At 59.7% G+C, this 26,127-nt stretch carries 13 protein-coding genes; 8 read left to right on the top strand and 5 right to left on the bottom strand.

Annotated elements, in window-relative coordinates; all coding sequences use genetic code 11:
* Positions 1–230: 230 nt before the first annotated feature.
* Both QEN43_RS03370 and QEN43_RS03375 read right to left on the bottom strand, forming a co-directional pair.
* Entirely contained in the window at positions 231–1,808 is a 1,578-nt protein-coding gene (locus QEN43_RS03370) for a cation-translocating P-type ATPase (protein WP_317963701.1), read from the bottom strand.
* Positions 1,796–3,160, bottom strand: coding sequence for a cation-translocating P-type ATPase (locus tag QEN43_RS03375; protein WP_317963702.1), 1,365 nt, complete (start codon positions 3,158–3,160; stop codon positions 1,796–1,798). The genes QEN43_RS03370 and QEN43_RS03375 overlap by 13 nt, the downstream gene beginning before the upstream one ends.
* A 130-nt stretch (positions 3,161–3,290) precedes the next feature.
* Between QEN43_RS03375 and QEN43_RS03380 the strand changes: the two genes are divergently transcribed.
* From QEN43_RS03380 to QEN43_RS03405, 6 genes are all read left to right on the top strand, one after another.
* Entirely contained in the window at positions 3,291–4,319 is a 1,029-nt protein-coding gene (locus QEN43_RS03380; protein ID WP_156912905.1) for an SDR family oxidoreductase, read from the top strand.
* Between the two features lie 133 nt (positions 4,320–4,452).
* Entirely contained in the window at positions 4,453–5,886 is a 1,434-nt protein-coding gene (locus QEN43_RS03385) for a hypothetical protein (RefSeq protein WP_026611965.1), read from the top strand.
* Positions 5,887–6,278: 392 nt separating this feature from the next.
* The gene (locus QEN43_RS03390) at positions 6,279–6,698 is read left to right on the top strand and encodes a four-helix bundle copper-binding protein (protein ID WP_026611966.1); all 420 of its coding nucleotides are present in this window, start codon (positions 6,279–6,281) and stop codon (positions 6,696–6,698) included.
* A gap of 228 nt (positions 6,699–6,926) precedes the next feature.
* Positions 6,927–8,999 carry a copper-translocating P-type ATPase gene (locus QEN43_RS03395; RefSeq protein ID WP_026611967.1) on the top strand — a complete coding sequence of 691 codons (2,073 nt, stop codon included), beginning with the start codon at positions 6,927–6,929 and terminating at the stop codon, positions 8,997–8,999.
* 606 nt (positions 9,000–9,605) lie between these two features.
* Entirely contained in the window at positions 9,606–10,418 is an 813-nt protein-coding gene (locus QEN43_RS03400) for a hypothetical protein (RefSeq protein WP_026611968.1), read from the top strand.
* 462 nt (positions 10,419–10,880) lie between these two features.
* Entirely contained in the window at positions 10,881–14,675 is a 3,795-nt protein-coding gene (locus tag QEN43_RS03405; protein WP_317963703.1) for an FG-GAP repeat domain-containing protein, read from the top strand.
* 546 nt (positions 14,676–15,221) lie between these two features.
* Here the strand turns inward: QEN43_RS03405 and QEN43_RS03410 are convergent.
* On the bottom strand, positions 15,222–17,225 hold the full coding sequence (locus QEN43_RS03410; RefSeq protein WP_026611970.1) for a hypothetical protein: 2,004 nt from the start codon (positions 17,223–17,225) through the stop codon (positions 15,222–15,224).
* Positions 17,226–18,090: 865 nt separating this feature from the next.
* On the opposite strand from QEN43_RS03410, the gene QEN43_RS03415 reads away from it, so the two are divergent.
* On the top strand, positions 18,091–19,197 hold the full coding sequence (locus QEN43_RS03415; RefSeq protein WP_084162373.1) for an alpha/beta fold hydrolase: 1,107 nt from the start codon (positions 18,091–18,093) through the stop codon (positions 19,195–19,197).
* Positions 19,198–19,619: 422 nt separating this feature from the next.
* Here QEN43_RS03415 and QEN43_RS03420 read toward each other — a convergent pair whose 3' ends face one another.
* Together QEN43_RS03420 and dacB are read right to left on the bottom strand one after the other, a co-directional pair.
* Complete coding sequence (locus tag QEN43_RS03420; RefSeq protein WP_026611972.1) at positions 19,620–20,684, bottom strand: Rieske 2Fe-2S domain-containing protein; 1,065 nt, start codon at positions 20,682–20,684, stop codon at positions 19,620–19,622.
* A gap of 430 nt (positions 20,685–21,114) precedes the next feature.
* The gene (gene dacB, locus QEN43_RS03425) at positions 21,115–22,770 is read right to left on the bottom strand and encodes a D-alanyl-D-alanine carboxypeptidase/D-alanyl-D-alanine endopeptidase (protein ID WP_084162375.1); all 1,656 of its coding nucleotides are present in this window, start codon (positions 22,768–22,770) and stop codon (positions 21,115–21,117) included.
* A 344-nt stretch (positions 22,771–23,114) separates the two neighbouring features.
* Here dacB and QEN43_RS03430 point away from each other — a divergent pair, with 344 nt between their 5' ends.
* Positions 23,115–25,787: an AMP-binding protein gene (locus tag QEN43_RS03430; protein WP_036269301.1), complete on the top strand. Its 2,673-nt coding sequence runs from the start codon at positions 23,115–23,117 to the stop codon at positions 25,785–25,787.
* The last annotated feature ends 340 nt before the right edge of the window (positions 25,788–26,127 follow it).

Genomic DNA, 26,127 nt, shown 5'->3' on the forward strand with positions numbered 1-26,127 from the left:
TTGTACGATTGCTTATGAAGCTCGCTTCGCGAGTTAATTGACGATGGAACCTCAAATTTCGAATTAGTTCCGACGTCAACAATGCACCTGCACCTACTCGCAGTCAAGCGACAAGGCGGTGAAACCGAAATCCGGTGTTTCCTCCTCGATTATCGTTCAACGAAAGCGTTCATTCGTCCATATCGGGATGGACTTCCAGACACTATGCGTCCTAGCGTTCCGCCTTTCCTTTAATCATCGCGGAGTTCCTCGTACGCTCTCAGCAAGGTTTCGCTTAGTATCCGGTAAGCCTCCAGTTTTTCGCTCGCCCTGCCTTCGGCCGCGACTTTTTCCACGGCTTCTTTGCCGAAGCTCGCGATGTAGGCTTCGAGCAAGGTCTTGCTCAATAGATAAAATTCCAGCAATCGTTCTTCGCGTCCCACCGGGACCGGTTTCCTCTTTGGAAGCGCTTTTTTCGGCACCCATTCGGTTGGCTTGCCGAATATCCGATCGAGACTCTTCTCCAACGTTACACCGAGGAACAGGAAGGCCGCGAAGGCGGTGCCGATCCATTGCCAGTCTACCGGAGCGAGGGGCGTTACCTCGAAGATCGTGTTCGCCGGCGTGTAAAGGACGATCGCCTGCAGGGCGAAGCTCGATATCACGGCGGCGACCAGCCACGGATTCGACAGTATCGAAAGTTCGTAGCGCGTCCGAATAATTTGGATTCGGACCATCTCGGCGACGACGATGAAGGTGAAGAGCCGGCTCTGCGCCAGTATCGGCTCGCCCGCATCCATGAGACCGTGGAAGAACAGCGGCAGCCCGGTCGCGGCCATGAGTAGGCCGAAGCCGAGAATCGAGACAACGATGCGGCGATCGATCACCGATTCGCCCGAACCGCGCGGCGGCCGTTTCATGATGCCTCGCATCTTGGGGTCGGCGGCCAGGGCCAGGGCGGGAAGACCGTCGGTCACCAGATTGATCCATAGCAGCATCACCGGCGTGAGAATCAAAGCCTCGCTCTGGCCCCCGAAAAGCTGCGGAAACAGCGCCGTGCCCGCCAATATACCCAGGAAGACGACCAGGATTTCGCCGGCGTTCGCCGAAAGCAAGAAATTGACGAACTTGCGGATGTTGTCGAAGATGCCCCGTCCTTCGGCGATGGCGTTGCGCAGGGTGACGAAATTGTCGTCCTGCAGCACCATGTCGGACGCTTCCTTGGCCACGTCGGTCCCGCGCTGACCCATGGCGATCCCGACATCGGCATGGCGGAGCGCGGCGGCGTCGTTCACGCCGTCACCCGTCATGGCCACCCGATGACCGTTTTCTTGAAGCGCTTTCAGGAGAGCAACTTTGTGATGGGGCGAAACGCGGGCGAAGACCTCGGTTCGCTCCACGATTTTTCTCAGTTCCTGCTCTGCGACGCGCTCGATGTCCGTACCGGTCATGGCGCCTTCCGGGCTGAATCCGAGCTGTGTCCCGATGGCTTTGGCCGTCGCCGGGTTATCGCCGGTGACCATGATGACCCGGATGCCCGCGTTTCGGCAGTCCTGGACCGCTTCCTTGACCTCGGCGCGGGGAGGGTCGATCATGGCCTGCAAGCCCAGAAAGACCATCCCACTCTCGGTCTCGTCTTCGTTCCGCTCTGTCTCCTGCACTTCCTTGTGAGCGCAGGCCAGAACGCGAAAGGCGCTGTTGGCAAACATCTTGTTCTGGTCCAGGATCGCCTGCCGGGTTTCCTCATCCAAGGGCCTGGCCTCGCCGTCCAGCCAAACCGAACCGCATCGATCCAGCACCACCTCCGGCGCGCCTTTCATATAGGCCATCGACGGCTGCTCTTTTTTTTTGCGATCACCGTCATCCGCTTGCGCTCGGATGAGAAAGGAACCTCGTGTAAGCGTTCCGCCTCGGGGTCTATGCCGGCCTTAGCGGCCGCGACCAGGAGGGCGACTTCCGTGGGATCGCCGGAATAGCCTGCCTTTCCGGACTCCTCGCTACGTTCCGCATCGTTGGCGACGGCCCCGCATACCAAGAGCGGTTCCAGCGCCTCGGCGGGCACGGGTTTGCCGTCCAGGCGGAAATCGCCCTCCGGTTTCGTGCCTTCTCCCGTCACCTCGTAGACCCGGCTGGAGAAATAAAGCCTTTTGACGGTCATCTGGTTTTCCGTGAGCGTGCCCGTCTTGTCGGTCAGGATCGCGTCCACCGAGCCCAGGCTCTCCACCACCGAAAGCCGCCGAACCAGGGCGTTCTGCCTGATCATTCTTTGCGAACCCAGAGCGAGGGCGAGCGTCACCACAGCGGGCAGACCCTCGGGTACAGCGGCCACGGCCAGGGTGACGGCCACTAGGATGATGGTGAGGAGTCCGGTCTCGGTGAAAAAGTACTGAACGGATGCTACGGCCCCAATTAAACCCAGAATGCCGTATCCGATCTGCTTTCCCAGGCGGTCGACCTCCTCTTGGAACGGCGTTCTCGGCTGTTCGGCCCTCTCGATCTCGGCAGCGATGGCGCCCACCTCCGTGTCCATGCCCGTGGCCACCACCACGGCCTTGGCCCGTCCTCTCACCGCATCGGTGTTCATGAACACCATATTGCTGCGCTGGGCCAAAGGCGCGTCTTCGTCCACCGGGGCTCGCTGTTTGGCTACCGTCGCGCTTTCCCCGGTCAGCGAGGCTTCGGTCGTTTCCAGGCTATGCGCCTCGAGTAAACGGGCGTCGGCCGGAATCCGGTTGCCCTGGCCGATTAGGATCACATCGCCCGGAACGAGTTCGGCCGCCCGCAGCGTGACCTTTTTTCCATCTCTGAGCACACGCGCTTCGGGCGTGGCGAGCTTCCGGAGCGACTGCATCGCTTTCTCGGCCCGGTAGTCCTGCACGAAGCCGAAAATCCCGTTGGCCAACACGATGAGCAGAATGAGCGCGGCTTCGGTGTATTCGGGCTCCGAGCCAGGCAGAAAACCCACGGCGACCGAGAGAACCGCCGCCGCGAGCAAGAGATAGATCAGGAAATCGTTGAACTGGGCTAGGAAAATTCTAAGCGGCGAGATGTTCCGTCCTTTACAGATCTCGTTGGGACCGTGTTCGGCGAGACGGCGCCGGGCCTCGTCGCCGGAAAGGCCTTCCGCCCGCGTCCTCAGCTCTTCAAGAGTCCGGTCTATGGATAGACTGTGCCAGCTCATGTTCGAGGTCCTTCTCTCATTTTCGACAGCCGAGAAGGTACCGCGTGCCTAGCGGTCTCCGCTGGCCGGTTCGAGTATCTTGGCTAAAGGAACCCGGTCGATTGCCCCTTGCCGATAGAGAACTTACGTTATGACGCCGGGTCTGCTTCTAGTAAGCCTGTTGCGTAGAGGAACAGTCATGCGGGGCAGGATCGAGGATACCGTTACCGTGATCACCGGTGCTTCGAGCGGTATCGGCAGAGCCGCGGCGCTGGCGTTCGTACGGGCGGGCGGGGCGGTGGTCGTCGCCGCGCGCCGTGAGGAGGCGCTCGAGGAGTTGGCGCTGGAGTGTGAGGCGGCTGGCGGGCAGGCATTGGCCGTGCCGGTCGATGTGACCGACGCGCAGGCGGTCGAAGCTCTGGCGCGACGGGCCGTCGAAACCTTCGGGCGGGTGGATTTCTGGATCAATAATGCGGCGGTGAGTCTCTTCGGTCGTTTCGAGGCAACCCCGGCTGCGGATTTCCGGCGGGTGATCGAGACCAACCTCTTGGGCTGTGTCCACGGCGCACGGGCGATTCTGCCGCGGTTCCGGGAGCAAGGAGACGGTGTGCTCGTCAATGTCTCTTCGGGGGTCGGCAAGATGCCCCAGCCATTCGCCAACGCTTACGTCATTAGCAAACACGGCATCGTCGCGCTGTCCGATTGCCTACGGCAGGAGCTTTGGGACATGCCGGACATCCATGTTGTCACGGTGCTCCCGCCGGCGACCGACACGCCCCTGTTTCAACAGGCCGGCAATTACATGGGACGCGCGGCCGAACCCATGTGGCCGGTCTATGACCCCGAAACAATTGCCCGAGCCATCGTATCGGCCGCGCTCGCGCCGCGCCGAGAGGTCATCGTGGGTCCCAACATCAGGGCAGCGATCGTTGCCTGGCGGATCGTGCCCGGCCTATTCGACCGATTGGCGGCTCGGGTGGTCGAAGCGAAGCACTTTCAAGACCGCGTCGTTCCACCGACATCAGGCAATCTGTTCGAACCCATGCCGGAATCTGCGAGTGTGCACGGCGGTTGGAAAAGACCCCGGCAAAGACCGTCGATCGCCTGGATGGCGCTGGCGGGAGCGCGGGGGATGGGTGTGGGTTACGGATTTGCCGGACGCGGAAGGCGGCCGCGATGAAATCTCGGGGCTTCGGATTTGCGCCGATGGTATCGAATACGCATCGGCAGGGCGTGAAATGCTGGTGTCTTCGACAAGCGAATGACCGGAGTCCCGCCCGATTTTTCTCCCTCAGATCAAGAGGAGCAAAGCCATGCTGTTTCGAACGGCTGTCGATATCGAGAGCACCCTCAGGGGAGTTCTCGAAATCAAGGGAAACGAGGTCGAAGTGGTCGATGCCGACAAGCTGCGGGAAACAGGTGTCGACCGCCTGGTCTACAACGCAGTCTTCCATGAAGACGAAGAACTCAGATATTTCCTGCAATGGTTGATCCGGGAAGCTGCCGCCAAAGAGGTCATTTATCCGACCTCGATCCAAGGGCTACAGGAGGCAGCGATCCGGGGAGCGGTGCCGCCGTTCACGATCCCGGTGCTGGGGCTGCACGCGCTCAGCTACGATGCGGCGAGGGCCTGCTTTCGTGCGGCGCACGACACGGGCGCGGGCGCTTTCAGCTTCGGATACGACGAGGAAATCGTGGCCTACGGCTACCAGCCGCCTGCCGAATATGTCACCTGCATCCTGGCCGCGGCCCTTCGGGAGGGTTATCGACGCGCCGTGTTCATACAGGGAGACCACATTCGGGTCGGCCCTGCCAGTTATCGGGTCAGCCGGGATGACGAGATCGATAGGCTCAAAGAACGTATCGAGGAGGCGGTCACCGCCGGAATTTTCAATATCGATCTCGATACGTCCGGCCTCGCGGACTTTTCCCGCCCGAGCGTCGCCGAGCAGCAGCTAAGCAGCCGCGAATGCGCCGAATTGGTCGCGTTCATCCGGGAGATCGAGCCGGCGGGGCTTTCTGTCGATATCGGTGCCGAAATCAGGGCGATGCGCAACGGAAACCTGATCGCGGACGAGTTTCGCGCTTTCATGGATGGCTTTTACGACCAGGTCGGCATTCCCGGGGGCAAGAAAGACCTTTCCAAGATCATCGTTCTGCTGGGCGGAGCCAAGGGGGCGGCGGACGTCGATCTTGAACTGCTTCGGGACATCGGCGAAATCGCCCGCCGGGAATATGGCCTGGGTCTTGCGGTGCGCAGCGGGGTAATGCCGATTCCCGAAACGCTGTTTCCGAGATTTCCAGAGCACAATGTCGGCGAGCTTCACCTGGCGGCGCCGTTCGAGGATTTGATCTTCGATCACGAGGCATTCGCCCCGGGATTGAAAAACGCCATCTACCGCTGGATCGATAACGAATGGCCGGGAGAACGGCAGCCCCACATGAGCGACGAGGATTTTTATCATGCCACCCGCAAACGGGCGCTACTGCCCTTCAAACAGGCTTTGTGGAATATGCCGGTGGAATGGCGCGATAGGATCATGGCCGATGTGCAGCGCAAGGCGGTTTCTTATTTCGACACTCTGAAAGTGAGCAACACGACCGGCCTCGTCCGCGACACCGTCGATATCGAGAGAGTGGGGTTGCCGACACCGGCTTCGGGTTATGCCCACACGGCGGAGACCACATTCAAGACTCTACTGGACCGAATGGGCGGTACCCGGCCGATTACAATCGGGCCTCTATAGTGAAAACACAGGATCGGTTGGTCGAAGGCGATGGACTCTCTCGTCATCTGTCGAGTGGTGTATTCGAATCGGCCGCTGATCGCATCCCGTTTTATCTCAAAACGATCGTATGGCGGGTTAGGCGCACACTGTCGCGAAACCTGCTGTGACCACAGGGCTTTCCGCGCGCCGTACCCACCCGATGTCGGATGTGCCATTAGAAACTCAGAGGATGTCCCGGAACCGGGACAGTTTGCCGCGGGTCCTAACTTACGGACTGGTTTTACGAGCATTCGCTCGAGATAACGAACTGGTCTCAAACCCAAGAGAAGCCTTCCAACAAAAGGGATAGAGGGACAGGTGGAGACGAAAGTCATCAATATCGACATGGCAAGGACTACAGGAGGCACATCATGAACGCGATCCAGGAAATGCTGAAAGCGCATCCGCACCCGGCCGTGATGGGGCGGGGCGTGGACATGGGATTGTTGTCCCAAACGGCAAGCGAACTGTTCGATTGCGCGCAAGCGTGCACGGCATGTGCCGACGCTTGCGTCGGCGAGGATCAGGTGCAGGAACTCAAGCGATGTATTCGGATGTGCATGGATTGCGCGGACATCTGCGAGGCGACAGGCCGGCTCGTTTCGCGCGAGACCGAATCGGACATGAGGATGATGCGCAGCCAGTTGCAAGCTTGCGCGACAGCCTGCGGAATCTGCGCCGAAGAGTGCGAGCGGCATGCCTCTCGTCACGAACACTGCCGCATTTGCGGTGAGTCGTGCCGCCGTTGCGAGCAAGCCTGCAACAAGCTGGCAAGCGCGATCACCATGTAACCGGCATGGGTTACGCCTGGAGCGAGCGGTTCGGTACCTGACCTAGGCGATCCGTTTGCAAGCAATCTGTGTAAAGGTGCGCTTTGCTTTGCTTTTCGCAGGGCGGGGCGCACTTCCCATCGAGTTCTCCCGGTATGAAAATGAATTCGCATAGCCCAGAACCGGAATCCGCCACCGACTAACCTCATCCATCGCTTGGCGGCCGGAACTATCCCACGGAGCGCCGCCATGAGACATCACACCCATTCCGAGCCGCAAGCCGCGCCCGCCCGGCATGCACACGCCCATCACCACGAGAACCATCAAGCGGAGCATCACCACCACGCGGCGATGGTGGCCGACTTTCGCCACCGCTTCTGGTTTTCGGTGGTTCTGACCGTTCCCATCCTGGCCCTTTCGCCCATGATCCAGGACTGGCTGGGTCTCGAGGAGAGCCTGGCCTTTCCGGGATCGATGTATGTTCTTTTCGGTCTCTCGACGGCCGTTTATCTCTATGGCGGCCGGCTCTTCATCCGCGGATTGTTCGACGAGCTTCGGCAGCTTCAGCCTGGCATGATGACGCTGATCTCGCTAGCGATTAGCGTGGCCTATTTCTATTCGAGCGCGGTGGTGTTCGGACTTCCGGGCGAGGTATTTTTCTGGGAGCTGGCGACCCTGATCGACGTCATGTTGCTCGGCCATTGGATCGAGATGAGGTCGGTCATAGGCGCTTCCGGCGCTTTGGATGCCCTGGTACGGCTGATGCCCACCGAAGCGCATCGGCTACGGGAAAACGGCGAAGTCGAAGAGGTGCCGGTTACCGAACTCAAACCCGGCGACCGGGTGCTGGTCAAGCCGGGCGAAAAAATCCCGACCGATGGCCTCATCGTCGAAGGCCGTTCGAGCCTCAACGAATCCATGCTGACCGGCGAATCCAAGCCCGTCACCCGCCAGAAAGGGGACGAAGCCATCGGCGGTGCGATGAACGGTGAAGGTGCGCTGGTGCTGGAAATACGAAAGACTGGTGCGGAAACCTATCTGGCGCAGGTCGTCGAAATGGTCCGGCAGGCTCAGGCTTCTCGTTCGCGGGCGCAGGATTTGGCGAACCGCGCCGCCCAGTGGCTGACTTATATCGCCCTCTCGGTCGGGACCCTGACCCTGGTCGTCTGGCTTCTGCTGGGCCAATCTTTCGCGTTCGCCCTGGAGCGCAGCGTAACCGTGATGGTCATCACCTGTCCGCATGCCCTGGGGCTCGCCGTACCGTTGGTGGTGGCGGTGAGCACTTCGCTGGCTGCCCTGAACGGTCTTCTCATCCGAAACCGGGCCGCTTTCGAGCGCGCCCGGAATCTGCAGGCGATCGTGTTCGACAAGACCGGCACCCTAACCGAAGGCCGCTTCGGCGTATCGGATGTGGTGCCGCTGGCGGATATCGACGAAGCGGAATTGCTGCGGCTGGCAGCCTCGCTGGAGCAGCAATCGGAACACCCGATCGCCCTGGGCATCGTCCGGGCGGCGGAGGAGCGCGGCATCCTTCTGACTAAGCCTGAGGAATTCCGGAACCTGACCGGCCGCGGCGCGGAAGCGCGGATCGAAGGTCGTATGATTCGGGTCGTCAGTCCTGGGTATGTCGAGGAGCAGGGATTTGACATTCGCGACGAGCGTTTAACCGAACTGGCGGGGCAGGGCAAGACTGTGGTCTATGTGACGGATGACGACCGGGTGCTCGGCGCCATCGCGCTGGCCGATGTGGTCCGTCCGGAATCCTTTGAAGCGATTGCGCGGCTCAAGGCCATGAACATCCGCTGCCTCATGCTCACCGGTGACAGCCGGGCGGTCGCAGCACATGTGGCCGCGCAACTCGGGATGGACGATTTCTTCGCCGAGGTTCTGCCCCACGAGAAGGCGGATAAGATCCGCGAGGTTAAATCCCAAGGTTTGACCGTCGCCATGGTAGGCGACGGGGTCAACGACGCACCGGCCCTGGTCGAGGCCGATCTCGGCATCGCCATCGGCGCCGGCACAGACGTGGCCATCGAATCGGCCGACATCATTCTGGTGCACAGCAACCCGCTCGACGTGGCCGCCACGCTCGGCCTATCCCGCGCCACCTACGGCAAGATGGTCCAGAACCTTCTATGGGCCACCGGCTACAACGCCGTGGCCATCCCCCTCGCGGCCGGTATCGCGGCGCCGTTCGGCTGGGTGCTGTCGCCGGCAATCGGGGCGGCGCTCATGTCCCTCAGCACCGTGATCGTCGCGATCAACGCCAAGCTTCTGGAGCGCTATCGCGGCCAGTCGTCTGGCCAGACGCGTACGGATTGAGCCGATCCACGCTCGGGTCTCCCAGTCTCGTAGACTGAAATAGGCCTTTCATTTTCGCTCAGGGCAGGCCTTTCGACGTCGCTCAGAACAGGCCCTTCGACCGAGCTCAAAACAGGCCCTACGGCGGTGTTCAGGGCAAACGCTTCAGCTCGGCTTAGGACAGTCCTTTCGGCAAACTTTTCCCAACTTACAAAACTGGCCTACCTACCTCTAAAGCGCTGACAGAACGAAACAGAGATGGCACTACCGTGACAGTGTCAAAAAATCTTACGGTGCACTGGCTCGAGGGGATGGTTGTCCGACAATCTTAAAATAAAAACAAAATCAATGATTTACATACACAGATGTTATTCCTGGGTACTACCCGATGATCGTTGAACATTGGAAATTGGGGATGTCGAGGCAAGGATGATGTGGTTGAAGGTTTCACAACAGGCACGGAAATAAACCCTATATCATTAAAAAATATTAATAAAAACAAATGGATGTAATTTGGCACGCCAATTGATGGAAGACTGCCGGCGTTCGGATTAACGCCAGCGAGGGCATTTGCCCAATGGGAAATGGAAGCGAGTCATTCCACTTCGCGCAATAAGGAGGAATGTCATGAAAAGGGAAAATTTGAAACGGTTGAGCATGGGCGTATCGCTCGGCATGTGTTTGGGAACGGGCGTTCTGCAACCTGCATGGGCGATCGAAAATGCCCTGGAAAACGGAGATTTCGAAACCGGCAACTTGAGCGGGTGGGATTCCAGTGGAGACGCGGGCGTACTTGACCAGAATGTCTTGGACGGCACTTGGTCTGCGTTCATCACTACGGCCGGCGAAGGGGAAAACCCTCTATCCGGAAATGACGCTGTCGGGAATACCGCTAGTTTCCTTGATAGCGACTTCGGTTTTCCGACGAAGCCGTACAAGGCAATCTCGGTATCGTTCCTGGTCCGATACAAGACCGACGAATCCGTGGGCCCGTTTTCTTTCTTTGAGGATCCATTCCACGCCGAACTCGTCACGGGACAGGGAGCCGTCGAGTTGCTGACCATCAAGACCGATGGGATTTCTGGGCCAACCTCCGCGTTTCCTCCGACCGGCATATCCACCAAGGTAACCGATCTCGAAACCGGGGAGAGGCTTTCATTGTCCCGCCCCGCCATTCCAACGTTCGTCGAGGACGAGCTTTTCGCATTGCGCACTCATACGCTGAAGGTCGAGAGCCGAGTTCCCGTTGGCCGCGACAGTTGCGATCGGGTCCGGATCAAGTTCCACATATTGGATTGGGAAGATACTGAGGTCAACAGCGCGGCTTTCATCGACAATGTGAAAGTCGCGTTTGTTTCCTCTCCCTTGGCTCCGCACTGTCCTCCGCAGCCAAACGGCCTGGCGACCTTTGCAACCGAGCCGCACGTGGGTGCCAGATAACCAGCAACGAGTAGCTTGGAGGTAACGCTCTGAAATCCGCCTACATCGGCGTTGGATTTTAAGCCCGTCAGCGTTGCGGAATGTAGCGATTCCCAGGCTCCGATCGCCCCAGATTTCGCTTGGGCTCCATGAAGGCTACACCTACACCGGCGATTGCCGAAATTCGATTTTCTTGGGGAGAGTCGAGGGCGTAGGTGTTTCATGGCGTTTACGGAGACAGGCCAAGCAATGTTTAAAAACAAACCGATACCGATGTTGAGAGGAACTTGCTTTCGCCACGACGGCATTTATGGAAAAGGGAGAGCCATGATGAAGATTCTGTCAGAAACGCGATTTTCCGGAGTAATGGCAAGCCTGCTATCGGCTGCCATGGCTGTGACAACAGGTCTTGGCAGTCCCCCGATTCGGGCCCAAACCAACGGATGCAATAGCAACGATCCCGGTGCTCCCTGCTTTGCAAACGTGAGCGACCTTCTACAGGGGCGGCGCCGGTTGCTGCCGGTGGACGACCTCGTGGTCACGAGCCAGATAGACGCCGTCAATAACGTGGTTCTGCAGACCAGCAATTCGTCGATCAGCGCGCAACTTCCGTATGCCATCACAGGTAGCGAGGTTCCGTCTTTCGTCACCGCAGTGGGACGAATGTTTAATCTGCCGCGCGATGTGATCGTCACGATGACGGACGGGTTGATCAACATACGGGATCAAGACCCTGCCGGCTTCGTCACCAAGGGATTTTCGGTTTCCGGCAACCCCCGGGGCATGGCCATGGCGGACTTCAACGGAGACGGATTCGCCGATATCGCGCTACTCACTGCCGATGCGGTCGGCAGCACGAGCGGGCTGCTGCGCATTGTCACGGCCAGCGACGTCAATAATCTCGATGCCGGTCTGTTTGTCAGCAACGGAATCGGTCCCGAATTCGTCAATTTCAACATCGATATTTCGATCGCCGCAGGCGATTTCAACGGGGACGGGAAGGCGGAGGTCGCCATCGCACAGGCGAGTCCGCTCAACGGCGGCGAGCTTCTGATATATGTCTTCGAAGTGGTCACGAACCCGGACGGCACGATTGCGAATCAAGCGCTTCGACAGGTGGCCGCCTCGACGGTTGCCATCAACGGAGTCGCCGAGACCGCGCTGACGGCGGGCGACTATGACGGTGTACTCAACGCCAACGGTCTTCCCGACGCTGAGTTGGTCATCGCCTATCGTTTTGGCGCCAACCTGGCTATGAACTCCATCGACGTCGCGCCGGATACCAATAATCCCGGTAGCTATCAGTTGATCCCCAGGGGAAACACGCTTTTATCGACCGTCCTTGACAGTGATTCCAACGCCGTCGCCGGCCTCGCGAGCGGCCGACTGGACTGGTTCGGCGACACCGATCAACTCGTGGTGGCGTTCAACTCGCAGGGCGCCGGCATAATCGGTGTTTTTTCGTTCGACAATGATCTCAACTTTCGCGCAGGCGGAGGGAGCTCACAATCGCCGCTCATGGCCATGGCCTTAGGTAATTATGCGCAAATTCTTGGACAGAACGACCCTCCCAACCTGCAGATCGCGGTAGTCATGGCGGATTCTGAGAGTTCGCTCCAACTGATCATCAATCGGGTGGACCCTAGCAACAACTTTTCCGTGTCAGCGGTATCGCAGACGCAAATTCTGCAGGGATCGTCGCCATCCGAAATCGACGAGATTCTCATGGTCTCCGGCGACACCCAAGGGCGGTCCTTGTTGCTGGGGCCGCCCGAGAGGGTAACCGTGGTCTCTCATATCCAGCCCGACACCATTCTCGGCCTTCCGCCTATGCACGTGGACTGGATCACCCCGGTCGGCGGGTCGGCGCCCGAAGTGCTCAACATTTCGGTTTTCCCGAATACCTTCAATGCCCAATACAACTTCCAGGACACCACGGGCACCCAGGCGAGCCGCAAGAAAACGACGAGCTATACGGTGGCGACCAAGGAATCCGCGGAGGAAAAGATCACGTACGGCATCCCTGGGATCGACAGCGTTAGCGCTACCCTCAAGGAGTCCGCGACGCAGACCCATCAGAATACGGTTGCCAAAACATTTAACACTTACCAGGGCAACTCCTTCAGATTGTCGGCGCAGACGGTGTTCGACGATCGGGTAGCGGCCACGGCTGACCGATTCAACCTCTACAGCTATCCGGTTATCGGCCACTGCGTCCCCCTCAGCGGCGCGCAGCCACTGGACGGTTGTCCAGCCGACATGGCTCCTCTACACGTGCAGTTTTCGGGACCCGACAACATCGTCTACATCGATCTCGCCGAAGGTGCTGCCATCGAGTGGTATCAGCCGGTACACGAACCCGGAAACGTGCTGTCCTATCCGGGAAGTCTCAGCCTGCTCCAAGCGAATCAGCCGGCGGCCACTCCGCTGCAGCTTCAATCGGCCGGCAACGATTTCTGGGATTCGCAGTCGCCGGAGCAAGTGTCCGTAACCTGGAGCGAGGGCGGAGGTCAAAGCGTAACCAGCGGATCGGTCAGCACGCACACCTTCGATACCTCGGTGAGCGTTTCAGGCAGTGCCAATATCGAGGGATTTGGTCTCAGCGGCAGCGCGAGCTTCGACTATAACCTGAGCCAGTCGGTGAGCACCCTGAATACGACGTCTAGCACCTTCTCCGAGTCCACCGGGGTGATCGTCAATCGCGGAATTCCGGGCGGACCGACCAGCCAGAGCACCTATCTCTATCAGGGACAGAGCTTCATATTCGGCCAGATGGCCCCGCTCGGCACCATCCAAGACGATCTCGCGACCGGTACCACCATTCAGGCCCAGGGCTTCCTTGCCGTCGGATTCGCCGCGAATCCGCTGAGCACCGGAACCATCCAGTCCGGCGACTGGTGGAAGCAGGCCTATATCGCCGCTCCGGACGTGGCCCTGAACCATCCGCAGCGTTGGCTTCAAAAAGCGCCGACGGGCACCAATCCGCAGCAGGTTTGGTTTAATTGTCCCGTGGGCTTCACGTCCTCGCAGACCTCGCCGGCCTGCACCCCGACTCAGCAGACACCGACTCCGGCCAATGTTTCGGTTGCGAGCTTTTATCAAATGAAGGGTCTGTTCGTGACCCCTGGTACTGCTATTGGTGGGCCGCAGATCACCATGGCCACTCAGGGTGAGACGGTGACCCTCCAGGCTCGGGTGTACAACTACAGTTTGGCGAATATGCCGACAGGCACCACCGTCCACGTCCGGTTCTATGCCCAGCCTTGGGATGCCACCGCCGGCCGGTTCCAGAGCCTTCCAGATAATCCCGATGCCTTTGCCCCGGCAATTCTGATTGGAGAGGACCAACTGGGGCCGATCCCAGCCTTCTGCGGCGGGGCGCAGGGCGATGTTGATCCCTGCGCGGACGATGGTGCGCCGCAGAATTGGGTCTACGCACAAGCTACCTGGGACACGAGTACGGTCGAAGCGAATACCGACTGGAAATTCTGGGTCGTCGTCTGGATGGAGGAGAACGGACAGCTGGTTCCAGAAATCCAGGATCATGGTCTCAGGGCGATCCCGGCGAGTTCCCTGAACTCTCTGGCCGATGTGGCTGTTGAGACCTACAGCAACAACCTGGGTTTCTACAATCAGACGTTCCATGTGGCATCCGCTCCTAGCGAGGAGCCATCCGAGGGGCTTGCGGCGCAGGAAGGCAGGGTGCTGACCATCGACCGGGTGGAGGTTCCCTCGGACAAAGTGCTGCTGCATCAGCCGGTGACAATCCGGGCTATCCATAGAGGCGATTCTTCTCACTTCGACTCGGTCCACGCCTTCTTCTACGATGGTGATCCGGAACAGGGCGGCGTGCTATTCGATCACGAGATTATCCCGAGGATCCGGGCAAATGATGTCTTTACTGCGTCTGTGTCCTATAAGCCCACCACCTGTGGGACACACGAGATCTTCGTTCGGAGCATTCCCGCGGACGGCTCGACGGAGCCAGTTATAGCGACGGCCACGCTCAAGGTAACCACCGACGTCCACGCCGAGCTCGTCTCGCTGGCGAATGCGATTGTAACGGCCGATTTGCCACACGGGCTCGAGAAGGGCCTCTTGGCTCAGATCAAAGCGGTTCAAAAACTTGCCGACTGGGGGAAAGTTGCTGCGGCCCGGTCGCTCCTGGCTGCTTTGAAGCACGAGATCAAGGCGCTGAGCAAAAAGACAATTTCGCCGAAAACCACGGCGCCTTGGCTGGAAGAAGTGGACCTGATCCTCGATTGCATCAACAATTGATGCCTCGTGAGTTTCCCGTAAGCCGGCCAGCGGTGATATGTCGGCTACGGGAAGCTTATTCAGTGGCCAAGCGCAGCATCACGTGTCGATTGCCGGGTGCAAGGAACGCTGGTTCTGCACTCCGGGTTGGCTCATTGGAGGGCGTACCACCGCCGGTGCGTAGGTCAAACTCGGTAGTTTTATCCTACCGTCGACGGGTAACAGAGCACTATTATTCTAGCCCGTAAACACCTTCCTGGTATCTACGGGCCGCCGCCCGAGCCGGTACGCCCGCCCCCGGGCTCACGCGACTTGTTGCCGCGCCGGGGTATCCCTGCCCCGGATTAACCCGGCCGTATTTTAGCCCGGGTTAATAGTTCACTTTCCGGCCTTCTCGATCCCATGTTGGTAAGCCAGGGTAAGGCAAAACCGTTCTCGGCGTTCAACAATAGAAACACCAGATCCGCTTTGCTTAATCCGGCCTACGTTTGGCTGATTGTCGTCAGGATTCAATCGAACCTTGACAGCGGGGGGGGGGCAGACCGCGCATGCGGGATCTGAAGTTGCTCACGGCAGCACGGCCGGCTCATCGTCCAGCGAGAGCAGAAAGGCAATGAGGTCGTCCTGATCCTGTAGAGAGAAGCCGGCTTCCTCGTCCACCCAAAAGGCATGGCCGCTGCCGTCCACATTGGCTTTTTGGAGGCGAGAATCGGCTCGGTTGGCGGCGATGACTGCGGCGCGCAAGCCTCGGTCGAGCAATACCCGCAGGCTGTTGCTAGGATCCGGAACTATGCCCCGAAAGAGAATGCTCGTCCCGAGTTGGTCGGGCTTGGAGATAACCGTGCGTCCGCCCTCTCGGCGAAAAGCTTCGGGTCCTGCAGCCACGCCGCCATCGTGCAGATAAGGTGCGCTGACCTTAAGGCCGATGAATGTGGGGACTTTATAGCCGCCGGCGGGATTGTCCTGAGCATAGGCCAATCGTTGATCTTCCTTCGGTGTGATTTCTGTCGGTACCGGCAGCATCTTCGGATCCGGAGGTAGCGGCACCGGCGTGTCGGCGGGGTAGGTCTTGGGCGGCACGAAAGTCCACCAAAAAGCGGCTAGCGCCTTGGCGCGAGAAGGCTGTGTGCCGATCTCTGGCTGGGGGAGGATGCGGTTGTTAGTGAAGCGGGGCCCGCTATGACAGCCGCTGCAGCCGGCTTTCGAGAAAACCTTCGCCCGACGCCGGACCGCTTCCTTGTCCTCGGAACGGCCGGGCGGAGGAGCCAATGTGTTCTGCCAGGCCGACAGGCCGTTGAGTTGAGCCGCCACGGGCAGTCCCGGCGTGTTGGGCATCAGCCCGTCCAGAATGAAAATCGAGCCTTTCGGATAACCCGGCATGGCGACGGCCGAATTCAAGCCCGGCACCCCTGGCGTTGGGTCGACGCGTTTGAAGAACAGCGAGGGCTGTTCGCCTTCGGGCAGCCGGAAATCCCCGTTCGCCGAGCGCTGCAAGATGACGCCGAGATACGTTTCCTTGTCGATTCCCAGCAGTTCCTCGCTGGAGTCCGCGCCGGTGGTCATGTCCGAATTGGTGCCGTGGACGTTGGCGTTTAATGTAGTTAACCCATGGAACCAGCCGGTCGAAGCGAAACCGCTCCAACCGTATGGCCAGGCACCGAAGGTGTAGGAGTTCGGAATCTGAGTTGGATTGTTCTCAAGGTCGCCGGTGGAATCGAAATTGCCTGGCGGCCAGGCGAGCAGGGCAGCGTCCACGGCGTCTTCGACCGCCTGCGGGTCGGGTAGGCGAGCCACCTGGCCGTCGGCTTTGAGATAGATATGATCGCCGGCCGGAAAACGAGTCGGATTGACGCCGGTCTGGCGGAAAAAAGCGGCGGAATTGGTGGCGAAGGCCAATAACAGCCCGGCGTTCACATCGGCATTCGGTGCGCCTTCGATGATGGCGCCGGTGTCCGGATCGACGGTAGCGTGACATGCGGCGCAGGTCATGCCGACGCGGAGCCGTCCATGTTGCAGAAAAATCCGCATGCCGAGCGGGACGAATGCGCCCCGCGGGACGTCCAGGCCGGTATTGATCCACGTTCCCCGTCTGAAAGTCTGCTCGCCGATCGTGACGTCGCGATCCAGACGAACCTGGAGGTTTGTGGTCGGTTTTCCGCCCAAAGCCATCACGGACTTGGCCAGTTTCCACAGGTTGATCGGTCCGTCGACAACCCCCACGACGTCCGTCAGGAAGACTTCATTGCCGTAAGTTTCCTCGTAAAAAGCCCGTCGCCCGAGAGCAATCAAGTCCCGGCTGATCTCGATGGCGCCATTTTCCAGCGCGAGTTGCCGCCGGCCATCTTCCGTCTGCAGGAGTCTTTGTGCCTCGGCTTTGCTGACGGTCCGGCCAAGCAGGTCGAAGGCACCAATTTCCTGTGGGGTTGCCTTGCTGGTCGAGGTCAGCGTTCGGCTCGTTTCAGGCGCGTCGGGAAACGCGAGGTTCGAGAAAAAGAAGACATACACCAGGCTGTCGCCAACCAATAACACCGCTAGCACCAGAGGAAGCCACACGCCTGGCCGGAATCGCATAGAACCCATCCTTGTTCGAGCGTGCTCAGTTTGATAATTAGCGCCGACTCCCAGTTTCCGAGAAATCCGTAAATGTACTTATGGAGGTTATGCAGAAGTCCCCTCCCTGCCGGTTTCACCCCTTCGGTCAGGACAGTCCTTTCGATAGGCTCGGGAAATGCATATTCGCGGACGCGCCCGGTGCGGTTTGTTCCTCACCGCATCCTACCGGTCATCGGTCGTAGGATGTGGTGAGCGGAGCGAACCGCATCATTCGGGGACACGATTGGTGCGGTTCGTTCCTCACCGCACCCTACAAGTTATCGGCGTAGGATGCGGAGAGCGAAGCGAACCGCATCGTTCGAGGACGCGACCGGTGTGGCTCATGCCGGACATCCTTTTCCGGCATTCTACGGGCGGCTTTGCCGTGCACCGATTCGTCGGGAACGAACGGGAACGTGCGGAGCACGGCCCGGAGGGCAAGTCTCAAGGAAGAGACGAGTAATTCGGCACCCCTCCTCCGGGAGAGGATTGGGACGCGGAGCGCCCGTGAGGGTGAAAAACAAGGATGTTTTTATCGATCCTGCCGGTTTGTCGTGCCTCACCGCACCCTACGGATGTCGGTTGTAGGATGTGGTGAGCGAAGTAAACCGCCCTTCGACATGGCTCAGGGCAGACCCTTCGGCGGAGCTCAGGGCAGGCTCTTCGGCGGAGCTGAGGACAGGCATCATTCGCGAACGTGATCGCTAAAAATTAGAGTTTTCTTATTGTTATCCGGCAACATCGCCGCCGCGTGTTGCAGAGTCTTGCGCACATCGCCAAGCCGGGAGTTTTCATCAGGCTTCTGGGTCGATATCGGGAATGATCGATTTTTTGAGGGCCATCCATGAGCGAGCACGGAAGCAGCGATTCAGCAATACGTCCGGGACTCGGGATTAATCTGGAACCTTCATTTTTCGAACCGATGGACCGGTTCCGCCGCGAACTCGGCGTGTGGCTGGACCGAGCCGGCTTGGGGCCGGAGGAGAGCCCATTTCGGACCGTGCTGTCCGAACCCGGCCTCACACTTCGAAACTATGATCCAGAGCCGAGGGCAGGGCCGGTCCTGTTGATCGTGCCGGCGCCCATCAAGCGCGCCTACATCTGGGACCTTTTGCCCCAAGCCAGCGTGGTCCGGCGCGGACTGGAGAACGGGCTGTCGGTTTATCTCGCCTACTGGGAGCATCCCGGCCGTGACGGACTAGCCTTCGGTCTCGGCGATTATGCCGAGAGGTTCATGCTGGACTGCGTCAGCGCGATCGAAAAGGAAAAAGGGAACGGGTCGGTTTTTCTAGCCGGACACTCCCTCGGTGGAACTCTGGCCGCTCTTTTTGCGGCGCTGCATCCGGAGTGTGTGCGCGGACTGATTCTTTTAGGTGCTCCGCTCCATTTCGGTCCGGATGTAGGCGCGCTGGACCGTTGGATCGCTAAGGCTCCGCCAGCGCAATACCTGACCGCCGTCATGACGCCAGTGGCAGGTTCGCTGCTCAGCGGTTGGTCGTTGGCCGCGGATCCCTTGACATTCGGTTGGCGGCGCGTGTGGGACGGGATCCGAAGTCTCGCGGACCCGAGCGCGCAGCGCACTTACCTCGCCGTCGAGCGGTGGGCGTGCGAAGAGATGCCCATGGCATCGACGCTTTTCGAGGAACTCGTGGAGTGGCTGTATCGCGAGGATAGATTCATGCAGGGGAATCTCATGATCGAAGGCCGCCGTGCCGCCCCGGAGCTAGTCCAGGCTCCGATCCTCGGCGTTATCGATCCGAACTGCCGCATCGTCCCGCCGCGAGCGGTACTGCCGTTTCTACAAGCGGCAAGGAGCCGCGATACCGCGGTGATTCGGTACGGCGGAGACGTCGGTGTGTCGCTTCAGCATGTCGGTATGCTGGTTGGTCGGGACGCCCATCGTATCCTGTGGCCGGAAATCATGCGCTGGCTGCACTCCCGTGCGGGCTGAGGTCGAGCGGACGCGAGTTCGTTTTCGCGGACTTCCGAAGACCAGTTGGTCGGCATCAACACCGTTCACCGACCCTTTCGGAATAACCCTTTACGAACAATTACCTACGAAGTCAGGCGTATTTCGAAACCGGCCGGAGTCGGGTTAAATGTCCCCCAGTTCCATGCAAACGGTGCATGTGAGCCCGAAACAAGTAGGTTTCGGTTGGGACTGCGGGATGCTGCGAAGGGATAGTGGAACTCGCCGGGAAAAGCATCTCGATAGTCGATGGAACCAGGCTATGACTGGATCGCCAAGGCACGGCCCTTGCGTTCACGGGAAAGTGATCGCGACGGACAAGGATGTCCGGATCCAGTTTCCCTTCCCCTCCCGCGTTTTGCCAGCCCACTCGAGTCCTTATTCGATCGCCGTCGTCAGCGTTGTCACACCTCACTACCCGGTTTCGGGGCGAGTCCTCGGGTCGCGAGCAACTCCCGGACAGCGAGCGTGACCGGATAGACCTCATAATTTCGATCGCCTCCTAGTTCGTCATAAGCCCGTTGCTCCGCTTCCACCGCCATGCGGTCTTCGGCGAACACCGATTCCGTGAAATGTCGAAGCAACGGCCACAAAAGATAAATCAGGCCGGGGATCCGGGGCTTCCGGACCATTAGAATGCCGACGCTCTGATTGGTTCTTTGGGCGTGGTCTTTCGGAACGTAAACCGACCACAGACGGACGCTCGGTGAGTCGGAATCGGCGCCAGCGATCGTCAGCGTCTGATAAGGGTATTCGGTGCGAATGGTCATGATGTCGTAGGTTTTCTCCGACGAATCGCCTCCGATCGAGAGCAGATCGGAGCCAAAGTGCCGTCGCCCGCCCAGATGATGAAAGTGGTACTTCGCTTCGACCCAGCCGTCTCCCGTCGAAGTATTGAGCAACTCCGGCTTGACTCTGCCCATCAGCCGTCTATGCAGAAATTGATGGTTCATGTCCATCAGGTTCTCGTGCATGAACGAATAATGGCAGTTGACCTGGCGGGAAAAATACATGGGCTTGTAGTCGGGGGAGTCGCGTAGCGAAAGATCGGGTAACGGAACCCGTTCCGCGAGATTCGGGTCGCCTGGAAACACGAAGATGGTTCCATAGGCTTCGCGGCACGGGTAGAAACGCACGCCGGGCGGCAAAGCGGTGTCGCGTCCGGCGTAGGGAATCGAAGTGATTTGGCCGTGCTCGTCGTAGCGCCAGGCATGATATCCGCATTGAAGGTGTTCCCCGCAGACAACCCCGAGGCTCAAGGGAAATTGGCGGTGGGCGCAACGGTCCTCCAGCGCAAATACCTTGCCCGACTGGGTCCTGACAATGGCAATCGGCTCGCCGGCAAACACCGCCCCACGCACCTTGCCTCTTCCGATCTCGTGAGACCAGGCCAGCGGGTACCAGAAATTGGGATTGATTCTCACCTTGCGCAAATCCACCGCAGTTCGGGGTTTTTCGAGCTGATTCATCAAACACCTCGCATTCACAACGAATCCGTCAAAGGCAAAAGACCAAACTCGCCGCCGCCAGCAGGCACGCGGTCGGAATCTTCAGTCGCCAAAAGCCGTTCCCTCTCGGCGCCGGTCGGATAGGATGCCCGCAGTCCGTAACGGGTTTGCGCCAAGGCTACTGCAGCGAGTGGGAATTACACGGCGTCGCAGCTGTACTATTAACCAATCCCGTAAATACAGGAGGGTTTTTACGGTTCGCCGCCCAGGTCGGTACGCGCCCGGCCCTGGACTCACGCGGCTTGTTGCCGCGCCGGGGCATCCGTGCCCCGGATTAACCCGGCCGATATTTATAGGTCGGGTTAATTAAGCATTTTCTCATCATCGGATATACGGCGTGCAAAATGGTCCCGTATGGCGCGCCCGAATCGTCAAGGTCTCCAATGGTAACTCAAAAGCCCTGTTGGATGATGGCTTCGATCGCGCCGAGGTCGTCCTCGGTGGCAGACAAATCCTCGATGCTGGCGAGCGGAACGTCCCGAAGCATGACGGCATGGACGAGCCGGCGACCGCTCTTCGCATCGATGTATCCGACATGCGTCAGTCCGGTAATGAGGACGCGATCATTCGGTGTGCCCGCGATTCGGCTGCCCGTTTTGGCGAAAACATGTCCGGCAGCGGGGCTGTCCTGCTGATTCATTGCCAGCGTGCCATCGACACCCAGAATCGGAAGCCCTTGCCGGAATGTCTCCCCATAGCTTTCTCCCGATACTGCGCGTAGGAAGGCGGTCATCGCGGCGGGTGTTGTGCGGTCGCGCTCGTCGCTGCCGGCACCATCGAAAAGAAAAGTGCTTTCAATGGGTACACCCAACTCGACGAGAGTCTTTGTCACCTCGGCGATGCCGGCGAGACAGTTGCGGCTCCCGGCTTTGACGGCGACCAGACAAAGCATGAGATCGGCGCCACGGTTGTAGCTGACTTTCATGATGACCTTAGTGAACTCGGCAAGCGGCGGAGACACGTGCTCCGCGACCTTGCTTTCCTCCGAGTAGGCGGTAGCGGAAGGAAGGAGCCGGACTGGATTTCGTCCCGTGGTCGAAGCGCCGACCGTAACCTCGGCGCGTCGCAAAGCCTCGATGAAGGCAGTGCGGGCAAAGTCGGCCGGATTCGGAATTTGCCAGATTTGTAACAGCGGCTTTTCGCCTGCGGCGATTTGTCCGCTGATCTCGACGGTCCCTGGCTCGACCAATCGGGTTTTCAGCACCGTCTGAGCGTCTTTGGAGACCACTTTGAGCTTGCCCGCTTCAACCTTGTACGCCGCCGTCTTGGGACGCCAGTCGATGGCGACTCGTCCGGAAGCGGTCGTTCGCAGCGTGATATCTAGGACGTTCTCGTTGATCCAGATGGGCGATATGATGCCGTCGGGCCATTCCCGAAAGGTCTCGAACAGACGATCGTCGATGATCACATCGCCCTTTATCGCGCGTATCCCGGCCGCGCGTACCTGTGCGGCGAGTTCGTCGAGGGCCGCGAGCGGATCGCTGTCCTTAAGGATCGCCGGGCCCGGCAGACCTGTGTCGGCGTAATTGTGATCGATCTCGGGCGCGCTGTTGAAGGCTAGTGTATCGTCCGGGCGGTCGCGCAATCCGAAGCTGAAATCGCCCGTCGCCACCAGGATGAGATGTCCATCCAGAACGCCTTGATCGATGGGCCCAGTCCGGTAAACCGGGGTGCGGAAGCGATACTCGTGCGTGTAGGCGTTCAGAACCGTGGCTGTGCTATAGGCCTTTAGGATCGAGCCTGGCACGAACATCTTTTCGTCCGCCTCGGCGAGCAGGACCTCGCCCGTGGTAAGGTCCATCACCGAGTAACCCCAAGTGCTTTGGGCATAGCGGCTTTGCGATGTAATGGTAGTGATGGCATCTCGAAGGCCCGCAGCCGACGGATCGGCCTGGGGATCGGCGGCCCGTACCACCGACTGCGAACAGCTCGATCCAAGGATGAAAAGCACGATTAGGGCAAGGTATGCCGTGAACGTGCTACGGTCCCTAGATTTGGCGAAAGGGATCGAAACGTGACTGCGGCTCCTGGGGGGTGAAACCGACATGATCGCCTCCTTGATCTATGGTCTTCCAACGAAGTGGTTTTCTTCGCTTGTCGATGTATTTAGAGCCTATCTTAGTAGCAGGAGGTTTAAAAGAACGGGCGAAGGGCCTGTCCTGAGCTTTGCCGAAGGGCGTGTCCTGAGCTCCGTCGAAGGGCCTGCCCTGAGCCATGTCGAAGGGTGTTTTGCTTCACTCGCCACATCCTCCGACCGATGACCTGTAAGGTGCGGTGAGCGTAGCGAACCGCACCTGTCGTATCCTTTCCGGCAAATACCTCAATGGGAACACAACCTAGTCCCTGTTCTTCTAAGAATTAGCGGGCATGTCGCCCGATGCGGGATGAATCGTGGCGATAGAAACCTTACAGGAACTCTTTCGGCAACTGTCCGGACATGGGCATAAGCCAGCCGTCATAGCTTTTCAGAAAAAGGGAGCCGTAACCTGGTCATTCGGAAAACTCGCCCACGCCGCTCGGTGCTTAGGGGCAGGGTTAACCACGGCGGGGTTGCGCCCGGGCGATACCGTAGGACTCTTCGCGCCTAACAGCCCGGAGTGGGTGGCTGCCTGTTTCGGTGCGATTCATGAAGGAATCGTGCCGGTCTTGATCGATGCCCAGATGGGCGACGACGATCTTCGCCATGTGGCGGCCGATAGCGGAATCCGGTGGCTGTTCACCACGCGCCGCCAGCTCCATCGATTGGAACGTTTGGGTTTGAGACGTGATCTCAGGCCGATACTTTTGGACGCGGAGCAGGACGACGAACTGAGTTGGCAACGGTTTTCTTCGGATGCGAAGACAACACCCGCGTCGGCTGCGCCCGAAGACATCGCCGTGCTTTTCTACACGTCCGGGACTACGGGCGCCCCTAAAGGCGTGCCGCTGAGCCACAGGAATCTCGCGAGCAATCTTCAGGGCATACTCGATCTTCACATGGTGGGCGAGCAGGAGCGATTTCTCCTACCTTTGCCCCTGCATCATGTCTATCCCTTCACCATAGGCTTGCTGACACCGTTCGGCGCGGGGGCTCCCGTCATCTTTCCGCTGTCTCTGACCGGCCCCGAGCTGTTGCGGGCGCTGAGAGAGGGAAGGGCCACGTTCCTGGTGGGCGTTCCCAGGATGTACGAAGCGTTGTTCGAGGCGATCGAAACTCAGGTTCGCCAGCGTGGACGTATGGTGTATGGGTTGTTTCGTTACAGCCTGGATCTCGCGGCCGCGCTGCGCCGGCGTTCGGACTTTGCCGTCGGCCGCCATTTGTTCGCCTTCCTCCACCGCCATTTTGCTCCGGACCTGCGCATGATGCTGTGCGGCGGCGCGATGCTCGCGCCCGATCTGGCCTTCAAGCTTGCCGGCCTCGGCTACGATCTCGCCACAGGCTACGGCCTCACCGAAACCTCACCCGTATTGACGTTTAACGTCCCTGGCCGAAGCCGCTTGGATACCGTCGGAGCGCCTTTGGCCGGCGTGGAAATCCGTATCGCGGAGCCGGCGGCCGAACACGGGGAGGTGCTGGCTAGGGGGCCCAACGTGTTTTCGGGCTACCGAAACCTGCCGGACCTGAACCGCGAGGTGTTTACGGACGATGGTTTCTTCCGCACCGGCGATCTCGGCTACTTGGAAGACGGGTACCTGCGCCTGGTCGGACGCGCCTCGGAAATGCTGGTGCTGTCCGGAGGCGAAAATATCCGTCCTGACCACGTCGAGGAGGTTCTGGCTCGAGGTCCGCACATCAAGGAGGTTGCCGTCCTGGAGAAAAACGGTCGATTGGCGGCCCTGGTCGTTCCGGCGCCGGGTGCGACTCGCGAGGGCGGAAATCTCGATGCGCTGATCCGCAAGGATATCGAAACGCAGTCGGCAAGCTTGCCCTCACATCATCAAATCAGCGACTACGTGATTACGCCGGATCCGCTGCCCCGAACCCACCTCGGCAAGCTCAGGCGGTTCGAACTCGATGCCATCTACGAGCAAGCCAAACAAAAAGGCAAGGCTGCAGCCTCGGAGCTCGGACCGCTGCCGTTGGAACGCATGGCGCCGGAAGACCGGGAATTGCTGGAGGAGCCGAACGCTCGCCAAGTCTGGCAGTGGATGGCCGAGCGCTTTCCCGATGTGCGCCTGACGCCGGGTACCCATCTTAGGATGGACCTGGCAGTGGATTCGCTCGAATGGCTGACGCTCACCTTGGAAATGGGTACGGCTACCGGAATCGAGCTGGACCAGGATGCCATCAGCCGCGTACAGACCGTCCGCGATCTGTTGCGGGAAGCCGCCGCAGCGAGCACTGGAACAGGGGGCGAAGCCCAGGATCTGCTGGCGCGGCTCGCTCAGCCCGAAGCCTTGCTGGACGAGGATCAGCGCCGTTGGGTCGAGCCGCCCGGTACCTGGTCGAGCGCCTTGGGCATCCTGTTGTTCGGGTTCGACCGCTGGCTGATGGAACGGGCGTTCAATGTGAGCGCCCAGGGACTGGAACGGCTACCGTCGAAACAGCCGTTCATCTTGGTCCCGAATCATGTCAGCTATCTCGATGCCATGGCCATCGCGGCAGTCCTGCCGCGGGAGATGCTATTGCGGACCAGTTGGGCGGGTTATATCGGGGTCATGTTCAGGAACGCTTTGATGCGTCAGGTCAGCCGTTCGACCGGCACATTCCCAGTCGATCCGAAGCGCGGCCCTTTGGCCAGTCTCGCTTTGGGTGTGTTGGCGCTCCACCGCGGGAACAATCTGGTCTGGTTTGCCGAGAGCGGCCGTTCGGAAAGCGGCGAACTCCAGCCTTTCGAGAGCGGAATCGGACTGTTGCTCCGCGCGGCGGGTGTGCTGGCCGTGCCGGCATGGGTAGGCGGGACCTACATGGCTTTGCCGGTAGGGAGTTGGCTGCTGCGTTTGCGGCCGATAGAAGTCCGCTTCGGCACGCCAGCGACAGCGGAGGAATTGGAGCGGGAGGGACATGGCAAGCGTCCGGAACAGCGTATCGCCTCGGCGCTGCATGACCGCGTCGCGCGGTTGGGTTCCGGTTCAGGCACGTAGGATGTGGTGAGCGGAGCGAACCGCCCTTCGACGTTGCTCAGGGCAGGCCTTTCGGCGGAGCTCAGGACAGGCATCGTTCGCGGGCGCGATTGGTGCGGTTCGTTCCTCACCGCACCCTACAGATTATCGGCCGTAGGATGTGGTGAGCGAAGCGAACCGCATCGTTCGGGGACATGAACGGTGCGGTTTGTTCTTCACCGAACAGTGCGGATTATCGTCGTGGGAAGTGGTGAGCGAAACGAACCGCCCTTTCGCAGAGCTCAGGACAGGCATCATTCGCGAACCACCCTTCGAAGTAGCTCAGGATAGGTGTCATTCGCGAACTGCCTTTGGATAGGAC

The organism is Methylocaldum szegediense, from assembly GCF_949769195.1.
GTDB classification, from domain to species: Bacteria; Pseudomonadota; Gammaproteobacteria; order Methylococcales; family Methylococcaceae; genus Methylocaldum; species Methylocaldum szegediense.